Annotated in this window: 18 protein-coding genes; 8 read left to right on the top strand and 10 right to left on the bottom strand. The window is 49.4% G+C overall.

Annotation, left to right across the window (positions count from 1 at the left end; genetic code table 11):
• Positions 1–7 precede the first annotated feature (7 nt).
• Entirely contained in the window at positions 8–1231 is a 1224-nt protein-coding gene (locus PSI9734_RS08555; protein WP_173920707.1) for a permease, read from the top strand.
• On the opposite strand, the gene PSI9734_RS08550 is transcribed toward PSI9734_RS08555, so the two are convergent.
• From PSI9734_RS08550 to PSI9734_RS08540, 3 genes are read right to left on the bottom strand one after another with little or no spacing between them, the layout of a single operon-like run.
• Positions 1228–1878: a class I SAM-dependent methyltransferase gene (locus tag PSI9734_RS08550; RefSeq protein ID WP_173920706.1), complete on the bottom strand. Its 651-nt coding sequence runs from the start codon at positions 1876–1878 to the stop codon at positions 1228–1230. The two genes, PSI9734_RS08555 and PSI9734_RS08550, sit on opposite strands and share 4 nt — an antisense overlap.
• 2 nt (positions 1879–1880) lie before the next feature.
• Complete coding sequence (locus PSI9734_RS08545) at positions 1881–3182, bottom strand: sensor domain-containing diguanylate cyclase (protein WP_173920705.1); 1302 nt, start codon at positions 3180–3182, stop codon at positions 1881–1883.
• 33 nt (positions 3183–3215) lie between these two features.
• Positions 3216–3701 carry a YajQ family cyclic di-GMP-binding protein gene (locus PSI9734_RS08540; RefSeq protein WP_173920704.1) on the bottom strand — a complete coding sequence of 162 codons (486 nt, stop codon included), beginning with the start codon at positions 3699–3701 and terminating at the stop codon, positions 3216–3218.
• Positions 3702–3939: 238 nt separating this feature from the next.
• Here PSI9734_RS08540 and PSI9734_RS08535 point away from each other — a divergent pair, with 238 nt between their 5' ends.
• A complete protein-coding gene (locus PSI9734_RS08535) occupies positions 3940–4932 on the top strand; it encodes an alpha/beta hydrolase (protein WP_173920703.1) in 993 nt (330 codons plus the stop codon).
• Between the two features lie 3 nt (positions 4933–4935).
• Here the strand turns inward: PSI9734_RS08535 and PSI9734_RS08530 are convergent, their stop codons facing one another.
• Together PSI9734_RS08530 and PSI9734_RS08525 are read right to left on the bottom strand one after the other, a co-directional pair.
• Entirely contained in the window at positions 4936–6570 is a 1635-nt protein-coding gene (locus PSI9734_RS08530) for a M48 family metallopeptidase (RefSeq protein WP_173920702.1), read from the bottom strand.
• A gap of 16 nt (positions 6571–6586) precedes the next feature.
• On the bottom strand, positions 6587–7180 hold the full coding sequence (locus tag PSI9734_RS08525) for a LemA family protein (protein WP_173920701.1): 594 nt from the start codon (positions 7178–7180) through the stop codon (positions 6587–6589).
• A 93-nt stretch (positions 7181–7273) separates the two neighbouring features.
• On the opposite strand from PSI9734_RS08525, the gene gmk reads away from it, so the two are divergent.
• Genes gmk through PSI9734_RS08505 form a run of 4 tightly spaced genes read left to right on the top strand, consistent with a single transcriptional unit; the run spans position 7274 to position 10770 of the window.
• Positions 7274–7921: a guanylate kinase gene (gene gmk / locus PSI9734_RS08520; RefSeq protein ID WP_173920700.1), complete on the top strand. Its 648-nt coding sequence runs from the start codon at positions 7274–7276 to the stop codon at positions 7919–7921.
• A 59-nt stretch (positions 7922–7980) separates the two neighbouring features.
• On the top strand, positions 7981–8256 hold the full coding sequence (gene rpoZ, locus PSI9734_RS08515; RefSeq protein WP_173920699.1) for a DNA-directed RNA polymerase subunit omega: 276 nt from the start codon (positions 7981–7983) through the stop codon (positions 8254–8256).
• 5 nt (positions 8257–8261) lie between these two features.
• Positions 8262–10376 (top strand): bifunctional GTP diphosphokinase/guanosine-3',5'-bis pyrophosphate 3'-pyrophosphohydrolase, encoded by a 2115-nt coding sequence (gene spoT / locus PSI9734_RS08510; protein WP_173920698.1) that lies wholly within the window; start codon positions 8262–8264, stop codon positions 10374–10376.
• Between the two features lies 1 nt (position 10377).
• A complete protein-coding gene (locus tag PSI9734_RS08505; protein WP_173920697.1) occupies positions 10378–10770 on the top strand; it encodes a Rid family detoxifying hydrolase in 393 nt (130 codons plus the stop codon).
• Here the strand turns inward: PSI9734_RS08505 and PSI9734_RS08500 are convergent.
• Positions 10767–12098, bottom strand: coding sequence for a Na+/H+ antiporter NhaC family protein (locus tag PSI9734_RS08500; protein ID WP_173920696.1), 1332 nt, complete (start codon positions 12096–12098; stop codon positions 10767–10769). The genes PSI9734_RS08505 and PSI9734_RS08500 overlap by 4 nt on opposite strands.
• Before the next feature lie 164 nt (positions 12099–12262).
• Between PSI9734_RS08500 and PSI9734_RS08495 the strand changes: the two genes are divergently transcribed.
• The gene (locus tag PSI9734_RS08495) at positions 12263–13786 is read left to right on the top strand and encodes a bifunctional GNAT family N-acetyltransferase/carbon-nitrogen hydrolase family protein (protein WP_173920695.1); all 1524 of its coding nucleotides are present in this window, start codon (positions 12263–12265) and stop codon (positions 13784–13786) included.
• Between the two features lie 128 nt (positions 13787–13914).
• Positions 13915–15564 (top strand): fatty acid--CoA ligase, encoded by a 1650-nt coding sequence (locus PSI9734_RS08490; protein ID WP_173920694.1) that lies wholly within the window; start codon positions 13915–13917, stop codon positions 15562–15564.
• On the opposite strand, the gene PSI9734_RS08485 is transcribed toward PSI9734_RS08490, so the two are convergent.
• From PSI9734_RS08485 to PSI9734_RS08470, 4 genes are all read right to left on the bottom strand, one after another.
• Positions 15561–16478, bottom strand: a complete 918-nt coding sequence (locus PSI9734_RS08485; RefSeq protein ID WP_173920693.1) for a histone deacetylase family protein — start codon at positions 16476–16478, stop codon at positions 15561–15563. The two genes, PSI9734_RS08490 and PSI9734_RS08485, sit on opposite strands and share 4 nt — an antisense overlap.
• A 1-nt stretch (position 16479) precedes the next feature.
• Positions 16480–18339 carry a GNAT family N-acetyltransferase gene (locus PSI9734_RS08480; protein WP_173920692.1) on the bottom strand — a complete coding sequence of 620 codons (1860 nt, stop codon included), beginning with the start codon at positions 18337–18339 and terminating at the stop codon, positions 16480–16482.
• Between the two features lie 26 nt (positions 18340–18365).
• On the bottom strand, positions 18366–19652 hold the full coding sequence (locus PSI9734_RS08475) for an amidohydrolase (RefSeq protein WP_173920691.1): 1287 nt from the start codon (positions 19650–19652) through the stop codon (positions 18366–18368).
• Between the two features lie 71 nt (positions 19653–19723).
• Positions 19724–20353: a TIGR01621 family pseudouridine synthase gene (locus tag PSI9734_RS08470; RefSeq protein WP_173920690.1), complete on the bottom strand. Its 630-nt coding sequence runs from the start codon at positions 20351–20353 to the stop codon at positions 19724–19726.
• Between the last annotated feature and the right edge of the window lie 77 nt (positions 20354–20430).

Genomic DNA, 20430 nt, shown 5'->3' with positions numbered 1-20430 from the left:
CTGCGAAATGACAAACTTTATGCAAAGTTGGGAAGCTGCAGCGACCACCAGCCTCGGCTTTTTTTGGATGGCGTTGTGGGCGTTTGTACTCGGTTATTTTATTAGCAGTATTATCCAGGTTTTGATCACCCGTAAACAGATGCGCTCAGTGATGGGCGACGACGGCTTTAAGTCAGTGGCTTTGGGAAGTTTTTTCGGTTTTATTTCAAGCTCCTGCAGTTTCGCTGCGTTGGCAACCACGCGAGCCTTATTTAACAAGGGCGCGGCATTTACGGGCTCGCTCGCCTTCCTGCTGGCGTCAACGAATCTCGTTGTAGAGCTCGGCTTTGTTATTGCCGTATTTCTTAATTGGCAGTTTGTGGTCGGGGAATACCTCGGTGGTTTATTGTTGATCGCCTTGGCCTGGGTCTTCGTCAAGCTAACCAAGCCGAACCGTCTGATCGAAGAGGCGCGAGACGATGATGGCGACGGCACCGAAGAAGATGGCTATGAACTAACGCACTGGGCCGATATTCGTGATCCAGAACTATGGCAAATGGTCGCTCAGCGTTTTGTCATGGAATGGCAGATGGTTTGGAAAGACGTACTGCTTGGCTTTACCGTTGCCGGTCTAATCTCAGCATTTGTACCCTCTGAGTTTTTTGCTTGGCTCTTTCAAGGATCGGGGTCAGCCGGTGCTGACCTCAGTTTCTGGCAAGTGCTCCAACAAACTGTAATTGGACCTATTGCGGCATTTTTCACCTTTATCGGTTCAATGGGTAATATTCCACTTGCGGCAGTACTGTTTGGCGAGGGAGTAGCCTTTGCTGGGGTTATGGCGTTCATTTTTTCCGACTTGGTGGTGCTGCCGGTGCTACGCATTAATGCCAACTATTATGGTTGGAAAATGGCGCTCTATATTGCTGGCTTGTTATTTACCTGCCTCGTTGTAACCTCGTTGCTACTGCACTATGGCTTACTGGCATTTGATGTGTTGCCAAGTAATGAAGGCGTGCAAAAAATTAGTGAGCGCGAGCACTTTAAATTTAATTATGGTTTTGTGCTTAACCTGATTGGTTTAGCGCTGTCGGCGGTTTTGATTTACTTCTTCAAACGCCAACAACACGCCCATGAAGGCCATGACCACTCACATGATCATGGTGGTGCATCATGGTCTGATAGAATCATGTTGGGATTATCAGCACTGGCGGTAATTTGGCTGGTGGGCGGTGTGTTGCTTAAGTTGGTTTAAGTTGGCACTCGAAAAATAATAACGTCGTTGGCGGCGTAGTTAACGTCAAGGCGCCAGTGTTTAGCTATCCAGTCGAAGGTACGCTGATGGAAAAAGCTTATATGCGTTGGATCATTCGCATAGGACCAAAACTCAAAGTGTTCCTGGCTACGCCACTGCTGAGTCATCAAGGCTAGCAGCCCGCCAGGACGTAAGCTTACAAGCAGTTGCTGAAGCACCTTGGCAGGCTCGGCAACGTGTTCGATAACCTCGGTACAGGTGAGATAGTCATACTGAGTTGCGAGTCGCTCTGGGTAGTGGTCGTAATAAATATCATAGGTGGTGCAAGGGTAGCCCGACGCGCTCATCATTACGGACAGCGTTGGCCCAGGACCACTGCCAAAATCGAGCCCTTGCGCGCCTTTGGGTAAACGTTGCTGCAACGGCTCGGCAACGCGGTCAAGGAACTTACGGTAGCCTTCGTCATGTAGGTCGTTTTGGTGAAAATCGTAAATCGCTTTTTCGTCTTGTGGGCTCAAGTGTTGATGGCGGGGCACATGGACTAAGTCACAGGTTGCACAGTGCCAATACTCGCGGCCCTGCAGTGTACCGCGTGTTTGAGTGTAAAAAAGTTGGTGCTCGTTACCGCCACATAGACCGCAATTCATGGTTACCTCAAACAGGGCGTGCCAGCACGACAGTCGGCCACACAAACACGATTGCGTCCGGCGAGCTTAGCTCGATACATGGCTCGATCAGCGCAGCGTAAAACGTCGCGGGGAAGTAGTGCATGCGTTGGAAAAATGGCGATGCCGATACTCGCGGAAATACTAATGTGTGCCTGCTCAATGGTGAACGGTTTGGCTAGTTCGGTTCGAATGCGCTCGGCAATAGTGACGGCAACCTGTTCAGCGCTTTCAGTGTCGGCTAACTCGTTTGCCAATACTAAAAACTCATCGCCGCCAGAGCGGCACGCAGCATCAGTGTCACGCAAACATGATTTAATTCGGCGTGCGACATGCACAAGCAGTTGATCACCGACGCTGTGCCCATAAGTGTCATTCACCGGCTTAAACTCATCAAGGTCAATAAAAAGTACTGCTAGGGGCTGCTCGTGCTTGGCAGCATGTGCGAGATGACGTTCGAAAACTTCTTCAAAATGCGCGCGATTCGACAAATTGGTAAGCATGTCTTGGCGCGCCATACGCGCGATTTTTTCACGTTGCTGTCGCTGTTCGGTGATTTCGCGAGCAATGCCTAATAGTTGTGGTCGCTCAGAGTGTGGGTCATCGATACTCGACGCTCGACAGGTGAACCAACGCCACTTGCCATCGGCATGCAGAACGCGAAACTCAATATCATCGACCTCAGGCCCCGTCGTGATCACTGACTGTATAAAAGCGTTACACAAGGCCACATCATCAGCATGAACAATCGTCTCAAACGACTGGTTTATGGAGTCGTCGATATCGTAGCCGGTATGTTGTTTCCAGTTAGGCGATAAATAGGTGATAATGCCATTCGCATCCACCGTGAAAATAATATCGTGGGCCTGTTCGACAAGGGTCCGAAAACGATATTCGCTAGCAACAAGCTGGCACTCAAGCCGTTTGCGTTCATTAGCTTCAAATAGAAAGCCTGACCATACTAGGCTTCCATCATTTTGTTGCTCACCTCGTTCATGAGCGTCAAGCCAAAGCACTTCGCCATCGGGGTGAATAAATCGAAACGGGTGATGCCAATCGCGGCCTTCTTCGGCCGCCGTGATACTCGTAGAAAAAACAGCCGAGTAATCATCTGGGTGAATACAGTGCAGTAAGGCACTCGCATCTTCTAATAAGTCTGAGACGGTAAAACCCAATAAGCGTTCGACACCGCTGTCAATAAACGAAAAACGGAATTTCCCGTTGGGATCGCGAACCAGCTGATACGCAATACCTGGCATTCGCTGCAGAAGTTCTTTCTGATCCATAGGTGACTCGTTGCGGTTGAACTTTATTAAGTATTAGTCGCGAAAGTTCTCAAATTGCAAGGGTAAATCGATATCAGCATTGCGAAGCAGTGCCATGGTTTGTTGCAGGTCATCACGTTTTTTACCCGTCACACGCACTTTATCGCCCTGAATAGAAGCTTGAACCTTCAGTTTTGCCTCTTTAATGATTTTGACAATTTTCTTCGCTAAAGCTTGATCAATTCCTTGCTTGAAGGTCACTGTGGTGCTGAATGTTTTGCCACTATGTGTAAGCTCTTCAGGTGATTCTGTGCCGGCTAAACTCAGGTTACGCTTGGCGCAATGATTCGCAAAAATATCGTGTAACTGCTGTACTTGGAAGTCTGATTCAGAAGCTAGGGTCACGGTAAACTCTTTCAGTTCAATGCGCGCATCCACACCCCTGAAGTCAAATCGTGAACCGAGCTCACGGGTTGCATTTTCTACGGCATTATTCAGTTCAACACTGTCAATTTCTGAAACTACATCAAAAGATGGCATAGTCTTACCTATCTCACTCATTTAATTAAATATTTACCTTATTATCGTTAATCTTTAACGATTCTACAAGTTATTGCCCACAGCTATCGCCTAGGTTAGGCGCTCATCATGATTTACGGCCAGCCCCTGGAGCGGTTATCAAAGCCATGCTAACAACTTGAAAATCGTAGCTCATGTCGCAGCCTTTGGTTATAGTAGCGAGATACTTTTACGTTAGGCGGTGAAAAAAGGGAAAAGAATGTTCAAAGTATTGAGTTGGGCGGCACTGCTTGTGACCAGCATTTTGTTATCGGGCTGCGCCAATTATGTCGAGTATGAGCTATCGAAGCGGCCTCAAGGTATGCAGTGGGAAAACGAGTCTGAGGCGTCGCTGCGAACTTTAGAACTCAGTAAGCGCGAGTTTTGCTTGCCTTATTTGGGGGGCTGCACCGGCTACTACTTTGGTAAACCTTATCACTTGCTGGACACAGATAAGAGCTTTGCACGCTTGACCTTCAATGCTGAGCTTGAGGTGAATGGTCAGGTGGACACCTCTCACCTCGACTTACAGCGCGAGCAAGTGGCACCACGTTCGGGAACCGTTGTGTTGTTGCATGGCTATGGTGGCGATAAATCAAGCATGGGGTATCTGGCGGCCTATTACATGTTTCTGGGCTATCATGTCGTTGTTCCAGATTTGTTAGGTCACGGCGATTCTAGTGCACAGCAGGTAGGCTTTGGAGTGCGTGACGCGGCGTTTATTAACACACTGATCGATAGTCTGCCCGCCCGTGAAGTGCCGCACCCGCTTTACTTGGCCGGCGTCTCGATGGGCGCTGTGGCCGCTGCCCACGTTGCTAAAAACCGCGATGATGTGAGTGGCTTAATGCTATTTGCGCCAATGCGGCCGATGGACCAAGCCACTACGGCGATGGTTGAATTACTTTATCCAAACTTAAGTAAGGTGATGCCCACCGAGTCCATTCGAGAAGGTGTGCTGGCCGCCATGCGTAAGCAAGATGTGGCGATTGAAGATACCGATTTACGTAAGTTGTTGCCTGCCATTCAGTTACCAACGCTTGTTATCGCCAGCGATAAAGACGCGATTGCCCCTTATGATTATTACTTGCCGTTGGAATCAGATAGGTTGCAACTGATCATGGCGCCCGGACGTCATCACATGAGTCTTGGTGTGATGGATAATGAGCGCCATGAGCATGTTCGTGCCTGGCTTGATGCTGTAGAAAAGTAATAACTATTGCAACATCTCGTCGGTCATTGGAACTTCAATACAGGCGCACAGAATCGCTAATAACTGGCGTTCCGCAGGCGAAATGACATCGTCTTCGCGTACGGTTTTAAGCCAGTTTTCAACTAAGCTCTCTTTGCCTTTCGGTGACCAGCCCCGGCAGGTATTTAAGGCTTTGCTGAGCTGCTCACGGTCGACTTGCTGACCGGCATCAGTGCGCTGTAACGCATCAACGGTGACCTGCAACGCTTGATCATTGTCGAGCGTGCCTTTAAAACGCGATTTAGGTAGCAACTGCCGAGCGATAAGTTGGTACAACCCCCAATGGAAAAGATCCTGACTGGTCGCCATTGATTCTAGATCTTTGAGCAAGTTTAAGCGGGCCGACTCACTGCCTTGTCGTAATGCCGGTATAGCCACTTCGACCAAGGCTAGTTGCTGTGCTGGATTTAAGTCCAGTAAGGCTTGGTTGGGTTCGCCTAAAAGCTGACTCATGACGAGGTCATGCACCAATTTAGGCGCTTGCTTAGGGCTATGCGCCTGCTCCATCAGTACCGCGGGCAAGGCGAGCATGGCTAATTTGTTTAGTGCCGATGGGCGAGGTTGGGCAGCCGCCTGTTCTTTTTCCGAGCGGCTTCGGGCATTTTTCGGTTCCGGATAACGGCCATTCCAGCGTGGCTCAATGCGTTTGATACGCTTCTCAAGTGGCGGATGTGTCGCCATCATGCCGAACCAATGTTGCAGTGCTTCACCGAAAAACAAGTGCGCCGCCTCATCGGCATTTTTGTGTTTAACTCGACTGCCAGACTCGCGTGCACCTATTTGCTTCAGCGCACCCGAAAGGCCTTCAGGGTTGCGGGTAAATTGCACCGCTGCCGCATCGGCCAAATATTCACGCTGGCGGCTGACCGCCGATTTGATTAAATTGCCAAACAAAATACCGATGCCACCAAGAATTATCAGCCCGATGCCGAACAAAGGGAGGGCATTTTTATTGTTTCGGCTGCGCGCACCGTGTCCTGAATAAAGTAAAATTCGGCCTAAGTGGGCTACGGCTAGAATACCTGCAAGGGCCGCAATTAAGCGTATATTTAAGCGCATGTCGCCATTAAGAATATGACTAAATTCGTGGGCGACCACACCTTGCAACTGCTCACGGGAAAAGCTATCGACGGCACCGCGGGTAAGGCCAATCACGGCATCTCTTGAATCGTAGCCCGCCGCAAAGGCATTAATCGCAGCTTCATCGGGCAAAATATACACCGCCGGCACCGGCATATTGGCGGCAATGGCCATTTCTTCGACCACATTGAGAACTCGCCGCTCTAACGCGTCTTGGGTATCAGGGCTTACTAATTTACCGCCGAGGTGTTCCGCCACAACACGGCCACCTGCTTTTAGCTGCAACCACTTGAATAGCATCACCGCTAGAATGCCACCACCTACGGTGAGGCTGACCCAAATAAAGGGTTCCCAGTTGAGTTGATAGTCACCTTGGCCATTGGTTGCTACGGCGCCCATTACAAAGGCTACCACCAAGGTTACACCGGCGATAATAAGTGCAAAAGCAAGGAAAAATAAAATAACCAGCAGGCCGGTGTTTCGCCGAGCCTGCTGCTGGTGTTCGAAGAAGTTAACCATAACGTCGCCGTGTTAATTAAAACTGAACTTTAGGAGCTGCTTGGATCTCTGCGCTGTCGGCAAACTCAAGTAAGCTGGCGTCTTTACCATGACCAAAGAAGCTGGCAACGGCGACCGGTGGGAACGATTGGCGATAGGTGTTGTAGCTCATAACCGCGTCGTTAAAAGCCTGACGGGCGAAAGCTACACGGTTTTCCGTGCTGGTAAGCTCTTCGGAAACCTGCATCATGTTTTCGTTGGCTTTTAGGTCTGGATAGGCTTCCATAACCACATTAAGCCGGCCTAACGCACTACCTAAAGCTGACTCGGCACCGCCAAGTTCTTGCATAGCACTGGCATTACGCGGGTCTTGGGCGGCCTTGGGTAATGCGTCAGCGGCTTGATTTCGTGCTGCGGTGACGGCTTCTAAGGTTTCGCGTTCGTGACTTAAGTAAGCCTTTGCTGTTTCGACTAAGTTTGGAATGAGGTCGTAACGGCGCTTTAGTTGTACTTCAATTTGCGCGAACGCATTTTCAAATTGGTTTTTTAAACGCACAAGTTTGTTGTACACGCTAATCATGTAAACAAACAAAACAATGGCAATAATGATAATGATCCAACTGGTACTCATGGACAGCTTCCTCGTTGTTAAGATGTCGCACCAAAAGATGCAACATGCTATGCTTTGCCGTCATCCGCAAGTGAATAATGTGACCGCAAAACCATGACCACAACACCAGCCGCTGCTGACGGAAACCTTTTTATTGTCGCTGCACCAAGTGGTGCGGGTAAATCTAGTTTAATCCGTGCTTTGCTAGAACGCCATAACGACGGCAGCATGCAAGTCTCTGTTTCTTGTACGACCCGTGCGCCTCGGCCCGGCGAGATCGACGGTGTACATTACCACTTTTTGGATGTTGACACGTTTCAACGCAAAATCGAAGCAAATGCGTTCTACGAGTGGGCAAAAGTATTCGATAACTACTATGGCACTTCACGCGTGGTAATTGAAGAAACGCTTAAGCAGGGCATTGATGTGTTTTTGGATATCGACTGGCAGGGTGCGCGTCAAGTTCGCGATGCGTACCCGCAAGCGCAGTCGATTTTCATTGTACCGCCGAATTTACAAGTGCTGGAACAGCGATTAAGAAGCCGTGGGCAAGACAGCGACGATACAATTCGGGCTCGAATGGCAAAAGCGCAGACAGAAATGTCTCACTATCATGAGTTTGATTACTTACTGGTGAACGGCGATTTCACCGACACACTGGCGAATTTTGAGCACATTGTGATGGCGCGGCGGCAACGAATTGCGTTGCAGCAACAGCGTCATGCGGCTAAACTTAAAGATCTCTTGGCGAATGACGAGTAAATCCGTATAATTCGTGACCCATTTTGCATTTGCAATCTATTTATTGAGTTGGAGTAACTATGGCGCGCGTAACTGTAGAAGAAGCTGTTGATAAAATTGGCAACCGATTTGACCTAGTGTTGGTCGCATCGCGTCGCGCTCGTCAACTTGCGACCCAAGGCAAAGATTCCTTGGTGCCGTGGAAAAATAACGAAAAAGCGACCGTGGTTGCTTTGCGTGAAATCGAGGAAGGCTTGATTGATGCGGCACGTTTAGACGTTGAAGAACGTTCGCAAATGATGCAGCAAGAGTCAGCAGAAGAAGCTGAATTTGAAGCGATTCGTACTTCTGAGTAACACGAGTGTATTTATTTGAAGGGCTTCGGCAGCAATTAGCCGAGTACTTGCCACCTGATCAGGTGCAGCGTGCTGCTGCGGCCTTCAAACTGGCCGCAGAAGCGCACAAATCTCAAAAGCGCCGTAGCGGCGAACCCTACATCACCCATCCGGTTGCTGTTGCCAGCATACTTGCAGACATGCGCTTAGACCATGAAACAATCATGGCAGCACTGTTGCATGATGTGATTGAAGACACCGAGTTCAACCAAGAAGACCTGGCTGAGCAGTTTGGATCAACCGTGGCCGAGCTGGTCGAAGGGGTGTCTAAGCTTGATAAACTAACCTTCAACTCGAAAGAAGAGCTGCAAACCGAAAACTATCGCAAAATGATCATGGCGATGGTGCAAGACATTCGAGTGATCTTGATTAAGCTTGCGGACCGCACGCACAACATGCGTACCATTGGCCACCTAAGGCCAGACAAGCGCCGTCGCATTGCGCGCGAAACCCTTGAAATTTATGCACCGCTCGCGCACCGGCTCGGTGTTCACGATATAAAAAACGAGCTCGAGATGCTCGGGTTTTATGCGTTGTACCCATGGCGTGCCAAATTGTTAGAGTCGCAAGTGAAACAAGCCCACGGCAATCGCCGTGAGCTTGTGGAGCGAGTGCAAAAAGAAATTGATACGCGGCTGACCAACCACAACATTCATGCGCGGGTGTTGGGTCGCGAAAAAGACCTCTACAGCATTTATAAGAAAATGCTGCATAAAGAGCTGCGGTTTGAACAAGTGATGGACATTTATGCGTTTCGCGTGATTGTCGATGAGGTTGATACCTGTTACCGCGTACTTGGCGCCTTACATAACCTTTACAAGCCAATAGAGACACGTTTCAAAGACTATATAGCGATTCCCAAGTCAAACGGCTATCAATCGTTGCACACCTCACTGAAGGGGCCGCACGGAATACCTGTAGAGATTCAGATCCGTACTGAAGAGATGAACTTGATGGCCGACCGCGGGGTCGCAGCGCATTGGCTTTATAAGAACGATGAAAACAGCGGTACCACCGCACAGGTGCGCGCTCGGCGATGGATGCAAAGCTTACTTGAGCTGCAACAAAGCACCGGTAATGCCTTTGAGTTTATTGAAAACGTCAAATCTGAGCTGTTCCCTGAAGAAATTTATGTCTTTACACCGGAAGGCCGCATTATTGAGTTACCGCAAGGTGCCACCCCTGTCGATTTCGCTTACGCAGTGCATACGGATATTGGTAACACCTGTATCGGCGCACGCGTGAACCACAACGTGTATTCGTTGAGTAAGCCTTTAGAAACAGGGCAAACCGTCGATATCAAAACGGCACCTGGGTCGCGGCCGAATATCGCCTGGTTAAACTTTGCGGTCACTGGCAAAGCTCGGGCGAAAATTCGTCAGTATCTGAAAGGTCAAGAGACCCGGGAAGCTGAGCAGCTTGGCGAGCGCTTATTACGCGCCGCGCTTGGTCCGGTGAGTTATAATGACATTACCGAAGCTGATTTTTCACGTGTTTGCGAAGAAGTAAGAATGGCGTCACGTTCACAACTTCTGCGTGAAATTGGTTTGGGCAATATGATGTCGGTGGCGATTGCCAAGCGTTTGATGGGCGAACTGCAACAATTAAACGATGAGCAAGCGGTAACGAGCACGAATCGCAGCCTTGCCATTAAAGGTGCCGAGGGGCTGTTGGTAAGTTTTGCGAAATGCTGCCGCCCCATTCCAGGTGACGATATTATTGCCCATGTAAGTCCGGGTAAGGGGCTCGTGATTCATCGCCATGAATGCAAAAACGTTCGAGGCCATGAAGACGAACCTGGTCGCTACTTCCCTGTTCAATGGGATGAGAAGTCAGAAGCGGAGTTTGTCACAGAAGTGCGTGTCGAGGTGGTGAACCACCAAGGTGCGTTGGCAAAATTAACGTCTAATATTGCCGCTACTGGATGTAATATTCACGGTCTGAAAACCGAGGAAGTTGATGCCAATATCTACTACATCGACGTCGCGTTAACCGTTCTAGATAGAAAGCAACTTGCAGATGTTATTCGTCATATTAGAAAAATGCCGGATGTTCAGCGTGTTGCGCGTTTAAGGAAGTAACATGTCAAAAGTTATTATTAGCACTGAAAATGCACCTGCTGCGATTGGTACTTATTCACAAGCTGTCAAAATTGGCACCACGGTTTACCTTTCAGGGCAAATTCCGTTGGTTCCAGAAACCATGGAGTTCGTCAGCGAAGATTTCCGTGCCCAAGCCGTGCAAGTGTTCAAAAACGTTGCGGCAGTCTGTGAGGCGGCAGGTGGTGAACTGCAAGATATGGTCAAATTGCAAATTTACCTGACCGATTTAGGTCAGTTTGCCATTGTCAATGAAGTGATGGCGGAGTTCTTGCAGAGCCCTTATCCAGCGCGCGCCGCTATCGGTGTGAAAGCCCTACCGAAGGGCGCGCAGATTGAAATTGATGGTGTGATGGAGCTACCAAGTACCAACTAGGTTGTACTTGGTGCTAACTTTTCCCGTCCTTCAAGTGGCTTGCGCCAGATGATCATGGCAATGGCCACCGCGCCAAGAATAAAGCAATAACCGGTGTGCACACTCACTTCAATGGGAGTTAAACCAAAACTCGCTCCCATAAACAGCGCCTGAGCACCATAGGGCAATGCGCCCTGTACCACACAAGCAAAAATATCGAGCAGACTGGCGCTTTGCCGTGGCGCAAGGTTGCCTTCTTCTGCAAGTTTCTTGCTAACCTCTCCCGATAATAAAATCGTCACGGTATTGTTGGCAACGGCAAAGTTCGTAAGCCCCGTTAGGCCAGCAACACCAAAGGCGGCCCGCTGCTGTGGATGCTTAAACAAGCGCTTGGTGGCATTACCCACTGTGTTCGCGAGAAACTTCAACCCACCTTGCTGACGAATCAACGCTGAAAGGCCACCAATTAATAAGCTCAGTAGAAATATCTCTTGCATACTGGTGAAACCGGTATAGATATCTTGGCTGAACGCGACCCATTGATAATCAACGGTGACCATGCCGAACACCGCGGCTAAAATAATACCCAGTGTAAGCACGGCAAATACGTTCAAGCCCATTACCGCCAGTACAATAATGAAGAAGTAAGGCAGGCTCAGCCATAAATTTGCGTCAGGAACTTGCGGCGGTGTTGCACCTGTATCGTAGGTGATTAGCCATAACACAGTGATGATCCCAGCGGGAATCGAAATTTTCAGGTTGGCCTTAAACTTGTCACTCATGTTACAGCCCTGAGTTCGGGTAGCGGCAATCGTGGTGTCAGAAATAATTGAGAGGTTATCGCCGAACATGGCGCCGCTAACGAGTACCCCAGCGAGCAGTGCTAAATCAATGCCTGCAGCTTGACCGAGACCTAATGCAACGGGTGCCAGTGCGCCCAGCGTTCCCATCGAGGTGCCCATAGCGGTGGAAACCACCGCGGCGATAATGAACAACCCGGGTAGTAGAAAACTGGCAGGAATAATGTGCAGCCCCAGCGCGACCATGGCGTCGACCCCGCCTGTTGCAGCTGCGACGGTGGAGAACGCGCCAGCCAGCAAGTAAATCATACACATGGTAACGATATTACGGTCGCCAACACCGCCCACAAAGGTATTAATGCGCTCTTCAAATGCTTGCTTGCTCAGGAGCACACCAAGAATGATGGCCGGTAAAATAGCCACTGGGCTGGCAAGTTGGTAAAACGCCATATCGACCCCAGTGGCCTGAAAATAGATACCAGCACCAAGGAATAGCGCAAGAAAAAGACCTAGGGGGAGGAGCGCGCGAGCACTTGCAGATTCCGTCATAGTTCAGCCAACCTTTGCTTTTAGTTTAGTTTTTATTTTTAGACGTCCAGAAGTGTATACGCCTTATTTTTCTGGTGCAATAGCTAAAGTCTATTGGTTGTTGCCAATTACTGCGACTTCGTCATACTAGTTCTATGTTGTACTAAGGATTACAAAGGATGTCTATGAGCCCAGATGAACTGCATTTGCAATTACGCAATTTGCGCAACGAAGACTACCCCCAACTAAAGGCGTTGATGGATAAGGTTTATCCGGATATCGGCGGCGCCTGGGGTGAACACACCATCCTTAAATTGGTAAAAGAATTTCCCGAAGGCCAAATCTTACTTGAGGATAACGGCCAACTCGTGGGCGTTGCGTTAACGGTTCGAGTAAAATACGCACGCTTTAGCAACCCGCACACCTATGACGATTTGATGGACGCGCGCGAGAATATTCTCAATGACCGTAAAGGCGATGCGTTATACGGCTTAGACGTTTTGATTCATCCTGACTACCGAGGATTCCGGCTTGGGCGCCGGCTTTATGATGCACGAAAAGAGCTCTGTCGGCAGTTAAATCTGAAGGCAATTTTAGCCGGTGGTCGCATCGTTAATTTCCATAAATACACCGACGACTTAACCCCCGGACAATATATTGAAGGGGTTCACCGGCGTGAAATTTACGACCCCATTTTAACCTTCCAGCTCGCCAATGACTTCACCGTGAAGCGGCTGTTAGGTAAGTATCTGCCTGAAGACAAACGCTCGGAAGGCTTTGCCACATTGCTAGAGTGGAATAATTTCCTCTATGAGCCATCAGATAACATTTTGGGAAGCCGAATTCGAAATGTTCGAATTGGAGCGGTGCAGTGGCAAATGCGAGAAATCGATTCTGTTGAAGAGATGCTTAAGCAAGTGGAGTATTTTGTCGATGCGATGTCGAACTATCAAAGTGACTTTGCGGTGTTTCCGGAGTTCTTCAATGCGCCTTTAATGGGGCTCACTGATCAAAGCCAACAAAAAGATGCGATTCGCTTCTTAGCCGGTTATACCGAGCGCTTTAAGCGCGAGATGTCGCAAATGGCTGTGAGTTACAATATCAACATTATCACCGGTTCAATGCCCCTCGATGAAGACGACGTTATCTATAATGTGTCTTATCTATGTCGTCGAGATGGCACGGTTGAAGAGCAGCGTAAAATTCATGTAACCCCGCACGAAAAGCGCGACTGGGTCATCGAGGGCGGCAACCATGTACAGGTGTTCGATACTGATGCGGGTAAAGTCGGCATTCTAATTTGTTACGATGTCGAGTTCCCAGAGCTGGGCCGACTGATGGCCGCTGAAGGCTTAGAGATATTGTTCGTGCCCTTTTGGACAGATACACAGAATGCGTATTTGCGTGTTCGTCATTGCGCGCAGGCACGAGCGGTAGAAAACGAATGTTATGTGGTCACCTGCGGTAGTGTGGGTAACTTGCCGCAAGTGGAAAGTCTCGATGTACAGTATGCTCAGTCAGCGGTATTTTCGCCGTCAGACTTTGCGTTCCCTTATGATGCAATTTTGGCAGAGACAACGCCGAATACCGAACAACTGATTTTCTCTGATCTAAATTTAGACGAATTACGGTATTTACATCATGAGGGGTCGGTTACCAATTTAAAAGATAGACGAACAGACATCTACGAAGTCACCAGAAAGTGGTAGATAAAAACAAAGCCGTTACTCGTTATTCGTTGTTCGTTATTCGTTGGTTTTAACGAACAGCGCGAAGCGCGTCCGAACAGCGAAGCGTACGAGCAACGAGCAACGAATTTTCACTTAAAGGAGCTACTATGGCTGTTAAACTCATTCCACCTGCCGACGACGCTTATAACTACCCGTTGCTCATCAAGCAACTACTGCTATCAGCCGAACGCTACGCTGGCGATAACGAAATCGTTGGAGGCAATAACGGACAACGTTTTAGCTATGCCGAGTTTGTTGAACGGGTGAACCGCTTGGCAAATGTGTTAACTGAGGCAGGAATAAAAGAAGGCGACACCGTTGCCGTGTTGGACTGGGATACCCCGCGCTACTTGGAATGCTTTTTCGCGGTACCCATGATCGGTGCGGTTTTGCATACGGTTAATGTACGCTTAGCGCCTGAGCAGATCGTGTACACCATGAATCATGCACAGGACGATTTAGTATTAGCCCATGACGATTTTCTGCCGTTGTTGGCGCAAGTTAAAGACCAGCTCACCACAGTTAAAAGCTATATGCAGCTAACCGATCAAGCGCAGGCACCTGAAGCACCGCTGGAAACGATTGGTGACTATGAAGGTTTACTCGCCGGCGCAATGACTGAGTTTGACTTCCCTGACTTTGATGAAAATGCGGTTGCTACGACCTTTTACACGACCGGCACCACCGGTAATCCGAAAGGCGTTTATTTTTCACACCGGCAATTGGTATTGCATACCTTAGCGTTGGCTTCGACCACCAGTATGAACGACAACATGCAATTGATGCAGTCGTCGAGTGTTTATATGCCGATCACACCCATGTTTCACGTGCACGCATGGGGCGTACCTTATGTCGCAACCATGATGGGCTTAAAGCAAGTTTATCCAGGGCGTTACGAACCTGCGACACTGTTAAAGCTGTTTGTGAGCGAGCAGGTATCGTTCTCGCATTGTGTGCCTACCATTTTACAAATGGTACTTAGCAGTGAGCAGGCCAAAGCGATTGACTTCAGCGGTTGGCAGGTATTGATCGGCGGTAGTGCGCTGACCGAAGGGTTAGCCAAAGCCGCCTTAGATCGCGGAATCCAAATTTATACTGGCTACGGTATGTCAGAAACGTGCCCGCTGCTAAGCACAACCTGGTTACCGCGTAACGCGGCAGACTTTGACACCTCTGAGCAGGTACAAACGCGTGTGAAAACCGGTAAACCTGTGCCCTTGGTGAATATGCGAATTATTGATACCAATGGTCGCTTCCTACCCCATGATGGCGAAGCGATGGGTGAAGTTGTGGTGCGCACCCCATGGTTAACTCAAGGCTATTTGCATGAGCCGGAAAAAAGCGAAGAGTTATGGGCGAATGGCTGGATGCACACGGGAGATGTCGGCAGCATTGATAGTGGCTACACGCTGCAAATCAAAGACCGTATCAAAGATGTGATTAAGACTGGGGGCGAATGGGTGTCGTCGCTCGACATCGAAAACTTGATTAGCCAACACTCCGATATTGAGCTTGCTGCGGTGATCGGTTTACCTGACGATGAATGGGGAGAGCGGCCGCATGCTGTGGTGACAGTTCGAGAAGGAGCAACGGTGGATCACGACGCCGTGGTGCAGTTTATGCAAAACTTTATCGACGACGGTGTCATCGAAAAGTGGGCGGTACCAGATACCATTAAAGTGGTCGATGAGATACCACGTACCAGTGTTGGGAAAATTGATAAAAAGCTTATTCGCAGTCAGCTGCAAAGCGATTAAAGTAAGCCCTTGATGAATGCGACCACACTTCTACCCAGAGAGCTGTGGTCGTATCCCCCCTCTAACATTCCCACCACGCGCCCTTCACAGTGTTGCTCGGCTAGCCCTTTAAGTTGCTCAGCTATCCAGAAATAATCTGTTTCACGCAAGTTGAATTGACCCATGTCGTCTTCGCTATGGCCATCAAAACCAGCTGACACTAAAATTAATTGCGGTTTAAAGCGATGTAAAGCTGGTAGCCAACGCTGCTTAACTTCGGCCTGCCATTCGCTCCCGCTGGTACCGGCAGGCATCGGACAGTTAATAATATGAGGCTGCGTGGTAGAAGCTCCTGTGTGCGGGTAAAACGGATGCTGGAATGACGAACATAGCAACACTCGCTGGTCGTTAAGGAAAATTGATTCGGTGCCGTTACCGTGATGCACATCGAAATCGATAATCGCAATACGCTCAAGTGCATAACATGCCATGGCATGATGAGCAGCCACCGCAATATTATTGAAGATACAAAAGCCCATCGCTTTCTTCTCAGTGGCATGGTGGCCGGGTGGGCGCACGACGCAAAACGAGCGCGGGTTAGCACCTTGCATCGCCTCATTAACGGCATCGATACCACAGCCCGCAGCATAAAGCGCAGCTTGCAAAGAGCCTTCAGTCATCAAGGTATCAGGGTCAAGCCAAATGTGTCCCTCAGTGGGTGCCTTGGCAAAGATCTCATCGACGTAACTGGCATCGTGGGCGCGATTTAGCTGTTCCTTACTGGCCGGGTGTCCGTCGCGTTGCGTCAGAGCGAGCTCCAGTCCAGACCGTATGATCTGATCGTTAATCGCACTCAAGCGAGCTGGCTCTTCGGGATGTACCTCGGTCACTTGGTGCTGCATACAGGATGGATGGCTGAAAATCGTGACGGACATTTTAGTGGGTGCCTGTTAAAGCTAATTTAAGATGAACTTCGCCTACGTCATCGCTTGGAACACGTTGAAAGCCAGCGCGCTCAAACACGGTTAACATTTTTTGATTTTCACTACGCACATAGGCGACCATGAAGGCTAGACCTCGTGCCTTAGCGATAGCGATCATTTGATCGAGTAATAAACTTGCCATGCCTTTGCCTTGATGGAGTTCGCGGGTAACAAAAGCGACCTCACAACTGTTATTGGTCGGCACATAGTAATAGCGGCCAACGGCTTGAATTTCTGCAGCTGAACCTTTTTGTCGAACAATGCAAAGGGCTAAATCACTGGCTTGATCGACACTGACTAAAGTACATGATTTCTCGCGACTCATTTGTGTCGGGACAGTGTTGTAACGCATTTGCAGGGTTTCTTTGGTATGCGAATAAAAGAACTCTTGCAGACGCCGTTCGTCGCTGGGGTTCAGTGGACGCAAATCGTAATATTGACCATCAATGTTGAGCTTTTTGAAACCTACGCGGCCTAATTCAGGAACCTCAACGGACTTTAGCGTTTGGTAGTTCGGCACATAATAGTGTTGGCGAACTTCGTCCAATAACTGTTGACGAAACTTAGGGTGTGCCACGCGGATAAGTTCCAAAGCTCGCTCGCGAATACTCTTACCGCGTAAGGAGGCGACGCCAAACTCGGTCACCACGTAGTAGACATGAGCACGCGAAGTCGCCACTCCAACACCTTCGGTTAGGTGTGGAACAATGCGTGAGATGGTGCCATCTTTCGCCGTCGACGGCAGTGCAATAACCGGTTTACCGCCTTTACTCATTGACGCACCGCGGCTGAAGTCGACATGCCCACCAATACCGCTATAAAACTGATGGCCAATAGAGTCCGAAACCACTTGTCCCGTCAGGTCAACTTCGATGGCGCTATTAATCGATATCATGTTGTCGTTGCGGGCAATATTAGCAGGTGAATTAACGTATTCACTTGGATAAAAACCGATATGCGGATTACCATCGACAAAATCGTATAAGGCTTTGCTGCCAACACAGAAACTCGTGACGGCTTTATGCTGATGATAGGTTTTTTTGCGGTTGTTAATCACCCCAGCTTGCATCAACTGCATAATGCCGTCGGTGATCATTTCGCTGTGCACGCCAAGGTCTTGATGGTTACCAAGATAGCGCAGAACCGCATCGCAAATATTGCCAAAGCCAATTTGCAGGGTTGCGCCGTCGTCAATCAGCAATGAAACATATTGGCCGATCCGCTCGGTGACAGCATCGAGCTCTGTGGCTTCAATTTCAGGTAACTCGGCTTCGGCCTCGAAAAAGGCATCAATCTGCCCTTTATGAATAAACGCCTGACCAAAAGTGACCGGCATTTTGGGGTTCACTTGTGCAATCACTTTTTTCGCCGAGCGCAATGCAGCAGAGACAATATCTACCGAGACGCCGAGCGAATGATACCCATACTTGTCTGCTGGACTGACCATAATCAATGCCGCATCTAACGGTAAAATACCATCTTGAAACAGCGAGGGAATATCGGACATAAAACAAGGGGTGTAGTCGGCGCGTCCTTCGGCGACAGCTTTGCGCACCTGCTGACCGCCAATAAATAAGGCATTCACCTTAAACTGTTGGGTGTATTCTGGATTGGCCCATTTATTGTCGCCTAAGGCATACACTTGTACTACTTCGATATCGTGCAAGTGTTTACTGTGGGCACTAAGGTCAGCAATGAGCGCATGGGGGACAGCAGCGTGAGAACCTATAAATATACGGTTTCCCGATTTGAGTAACTGTTGCCACTGAACGCATTTGCCTTCACTTACTAGGTTGCCATGCTGTGCGCTCATTGCATCTCCTTAGCGATTAACGTTGGTTACTTAGCGTAATCAAATACCCAGTTGACGTACATTTCAGTGCCAATTTTTAACGCATCCTCATCGGCATAGAAATACGGCGAATGGTTGCTTGGTGCAGTTGCGGGGTCGGTACCTTCAGGTGTTACCCCTAAAAACACGAATAGCCCGGGAACTTCTAGCGCATAGAATGAAAAGTCCTCGGCACCCGTAATGAGTGGGCTTACTACAACTTTATCGGCTCCGGCCACACGCTTCATGGTCGGCAGCATTTGTTCTGTGAGCGCGGCGTCATTGACCGTTACTGGATAACCTTCGTCGATATGTACATGAGCCTCAGCACCTGAACTTTGGGCGGTGTGCTCAGCTGTGGTCTTCAGGTTTTCGAAGATTTGTGCACGGTTTTCCATGTCAAAGTTTCGAATGGTACCTTCCAGATAAACTTCATCAGGGATGATGTTGTTGCGCACGCCGCCATCAACGATGCCAAAGCTAACCACCGCTGGCCCTCTGGTGATATCGGTTTGGCGACTAATCACCGTTTGTGTGTTGTTGATAATTTGCGCTGCCGCAACAATAGGGTCGACACCACCCCAAGGACGAGAGCCGTGGGTTTGCACGCCTTTGACATTAATTTCAAAGCGATCGGCCGACGCCATCAGTGGTCCGCTACGATAACCGATATAGCCGGTAGGTGCTGACGAACCAACGTGAATACCAAACACAGCATCAGGTGTTAGATCGGTAAAGAGCCCTTCATCAAGCATCAGTTCCGCACCACCTTCTTCACCTTTCGGCGCACCTTCTTCCGCTGGCTGGAAGATAAACATGACCGTACCGGCAATATCTTCGCGCATGGCGGCAAGTTTCTCGGCCGCGCCCATCAGCATCGCCACATGCATATCGTGGCCGCAGGCGTGCATAACACCTACTTCTTCACCTCGGTACTCGGTGGTGACCTCCGATTTAAAGGGTACATCTGCACGCTCGGTTACCGGTAAGGCGTCCATGTCAGCGCGCAAGGCCACCGTTGGACCTGGTTTACCGCCAGTTAAAATACCGACCACGCCGGTATGGGCAACTTCAGTTTGCACCTCAATACCGAGTTCACGTAAATGTTCGGCGACAATTTTTGCGGTGCGAAATTCACGGTTACTAAGCTCTGGGTGCTGGTGAAAGTCTCTTCGCCATTCAATCACTTGGGATTCAAGTTCAGCAGAAATACGTACCGGTTCTTGCGCAACGCTCGCAGCTGAAGCGAGCATGCCGGCGGCACAGGCTAAAGCCAAGACAGTAGGTTTTAACATGACAGTACACCTTTCGGGTTTGGGTTAATAAGGTGACTTCGAGTATGCCTTGATGCTACTGAATTTGCCAATTAGACTTCCGCTGACAGTTCAGCAAAGTAGCCGTGACTCGGCAGCGGGGCGGTTACTTCAATGGTTTCACCCTGGTAACAAAACTTTAGCTGCCAGGCGTGTAGGTGCAAATGGCGATGTTCTTCGCCATTGTAGCGACTATCACCAACAATCGGCACACCGAGGCTTTTCAGAGCGACCCGCAGTTGATGGGTTTTACCCGTACTGGGATGCAAAGTGTAAACACGATAGCCAGGACAGAGTAGTGTGCTGGTAAAATAGGTACGCGCCGGGTTATTGCGACTTGGTAATAGGCACCAGTCACCGCGTCGAACTTTTTTCATATCGCCAATCACCCAGCCCTGTTTTTTCTTGGGACGCCCAGAGGCAATCGCTAAATAGGTTTTGGTAATTTGTCGTTCGGCAAAGAGCTGACTTAATTCAGCGGCCGCACTGCGCTGACGCGCCACAAGTAACGCGCCAGAAGTGGGGGTGTCGAGTCGATGAACGGGCCAAAGCTGCTCATCAAGTTGTTCGCCAAGCTGATGCACAACACTGGATTCGTGTTCATTGGCATGCATGGGCGCGCCGGCGGGCTTATTCAGTACATAAAAATCAGTGTGTTGAAACACTAGGGTTAGCTCGCGCATGCCGTTATACTCCTAAAAAACTGTTGTTCGTACGCTACGCTTCTCGTTACTCGTACGCAGAGAGGCGAAGCCGAGCG

Origin of the sequence: Pseudidiomarina piscicola, assembly GCF_902806985.1 — a bacterium.
GTDB classification, from domain to species: Bacteria; Pseudomonadota; Gammaproteobacteria; order Enterobacterales; family Alteromonadaceae; genus Pseudidiomarina; species Pseudidiomarina piscicola.
This window is presented reverse-complemented; position numbering and strand designations above follow the sequence as displayed.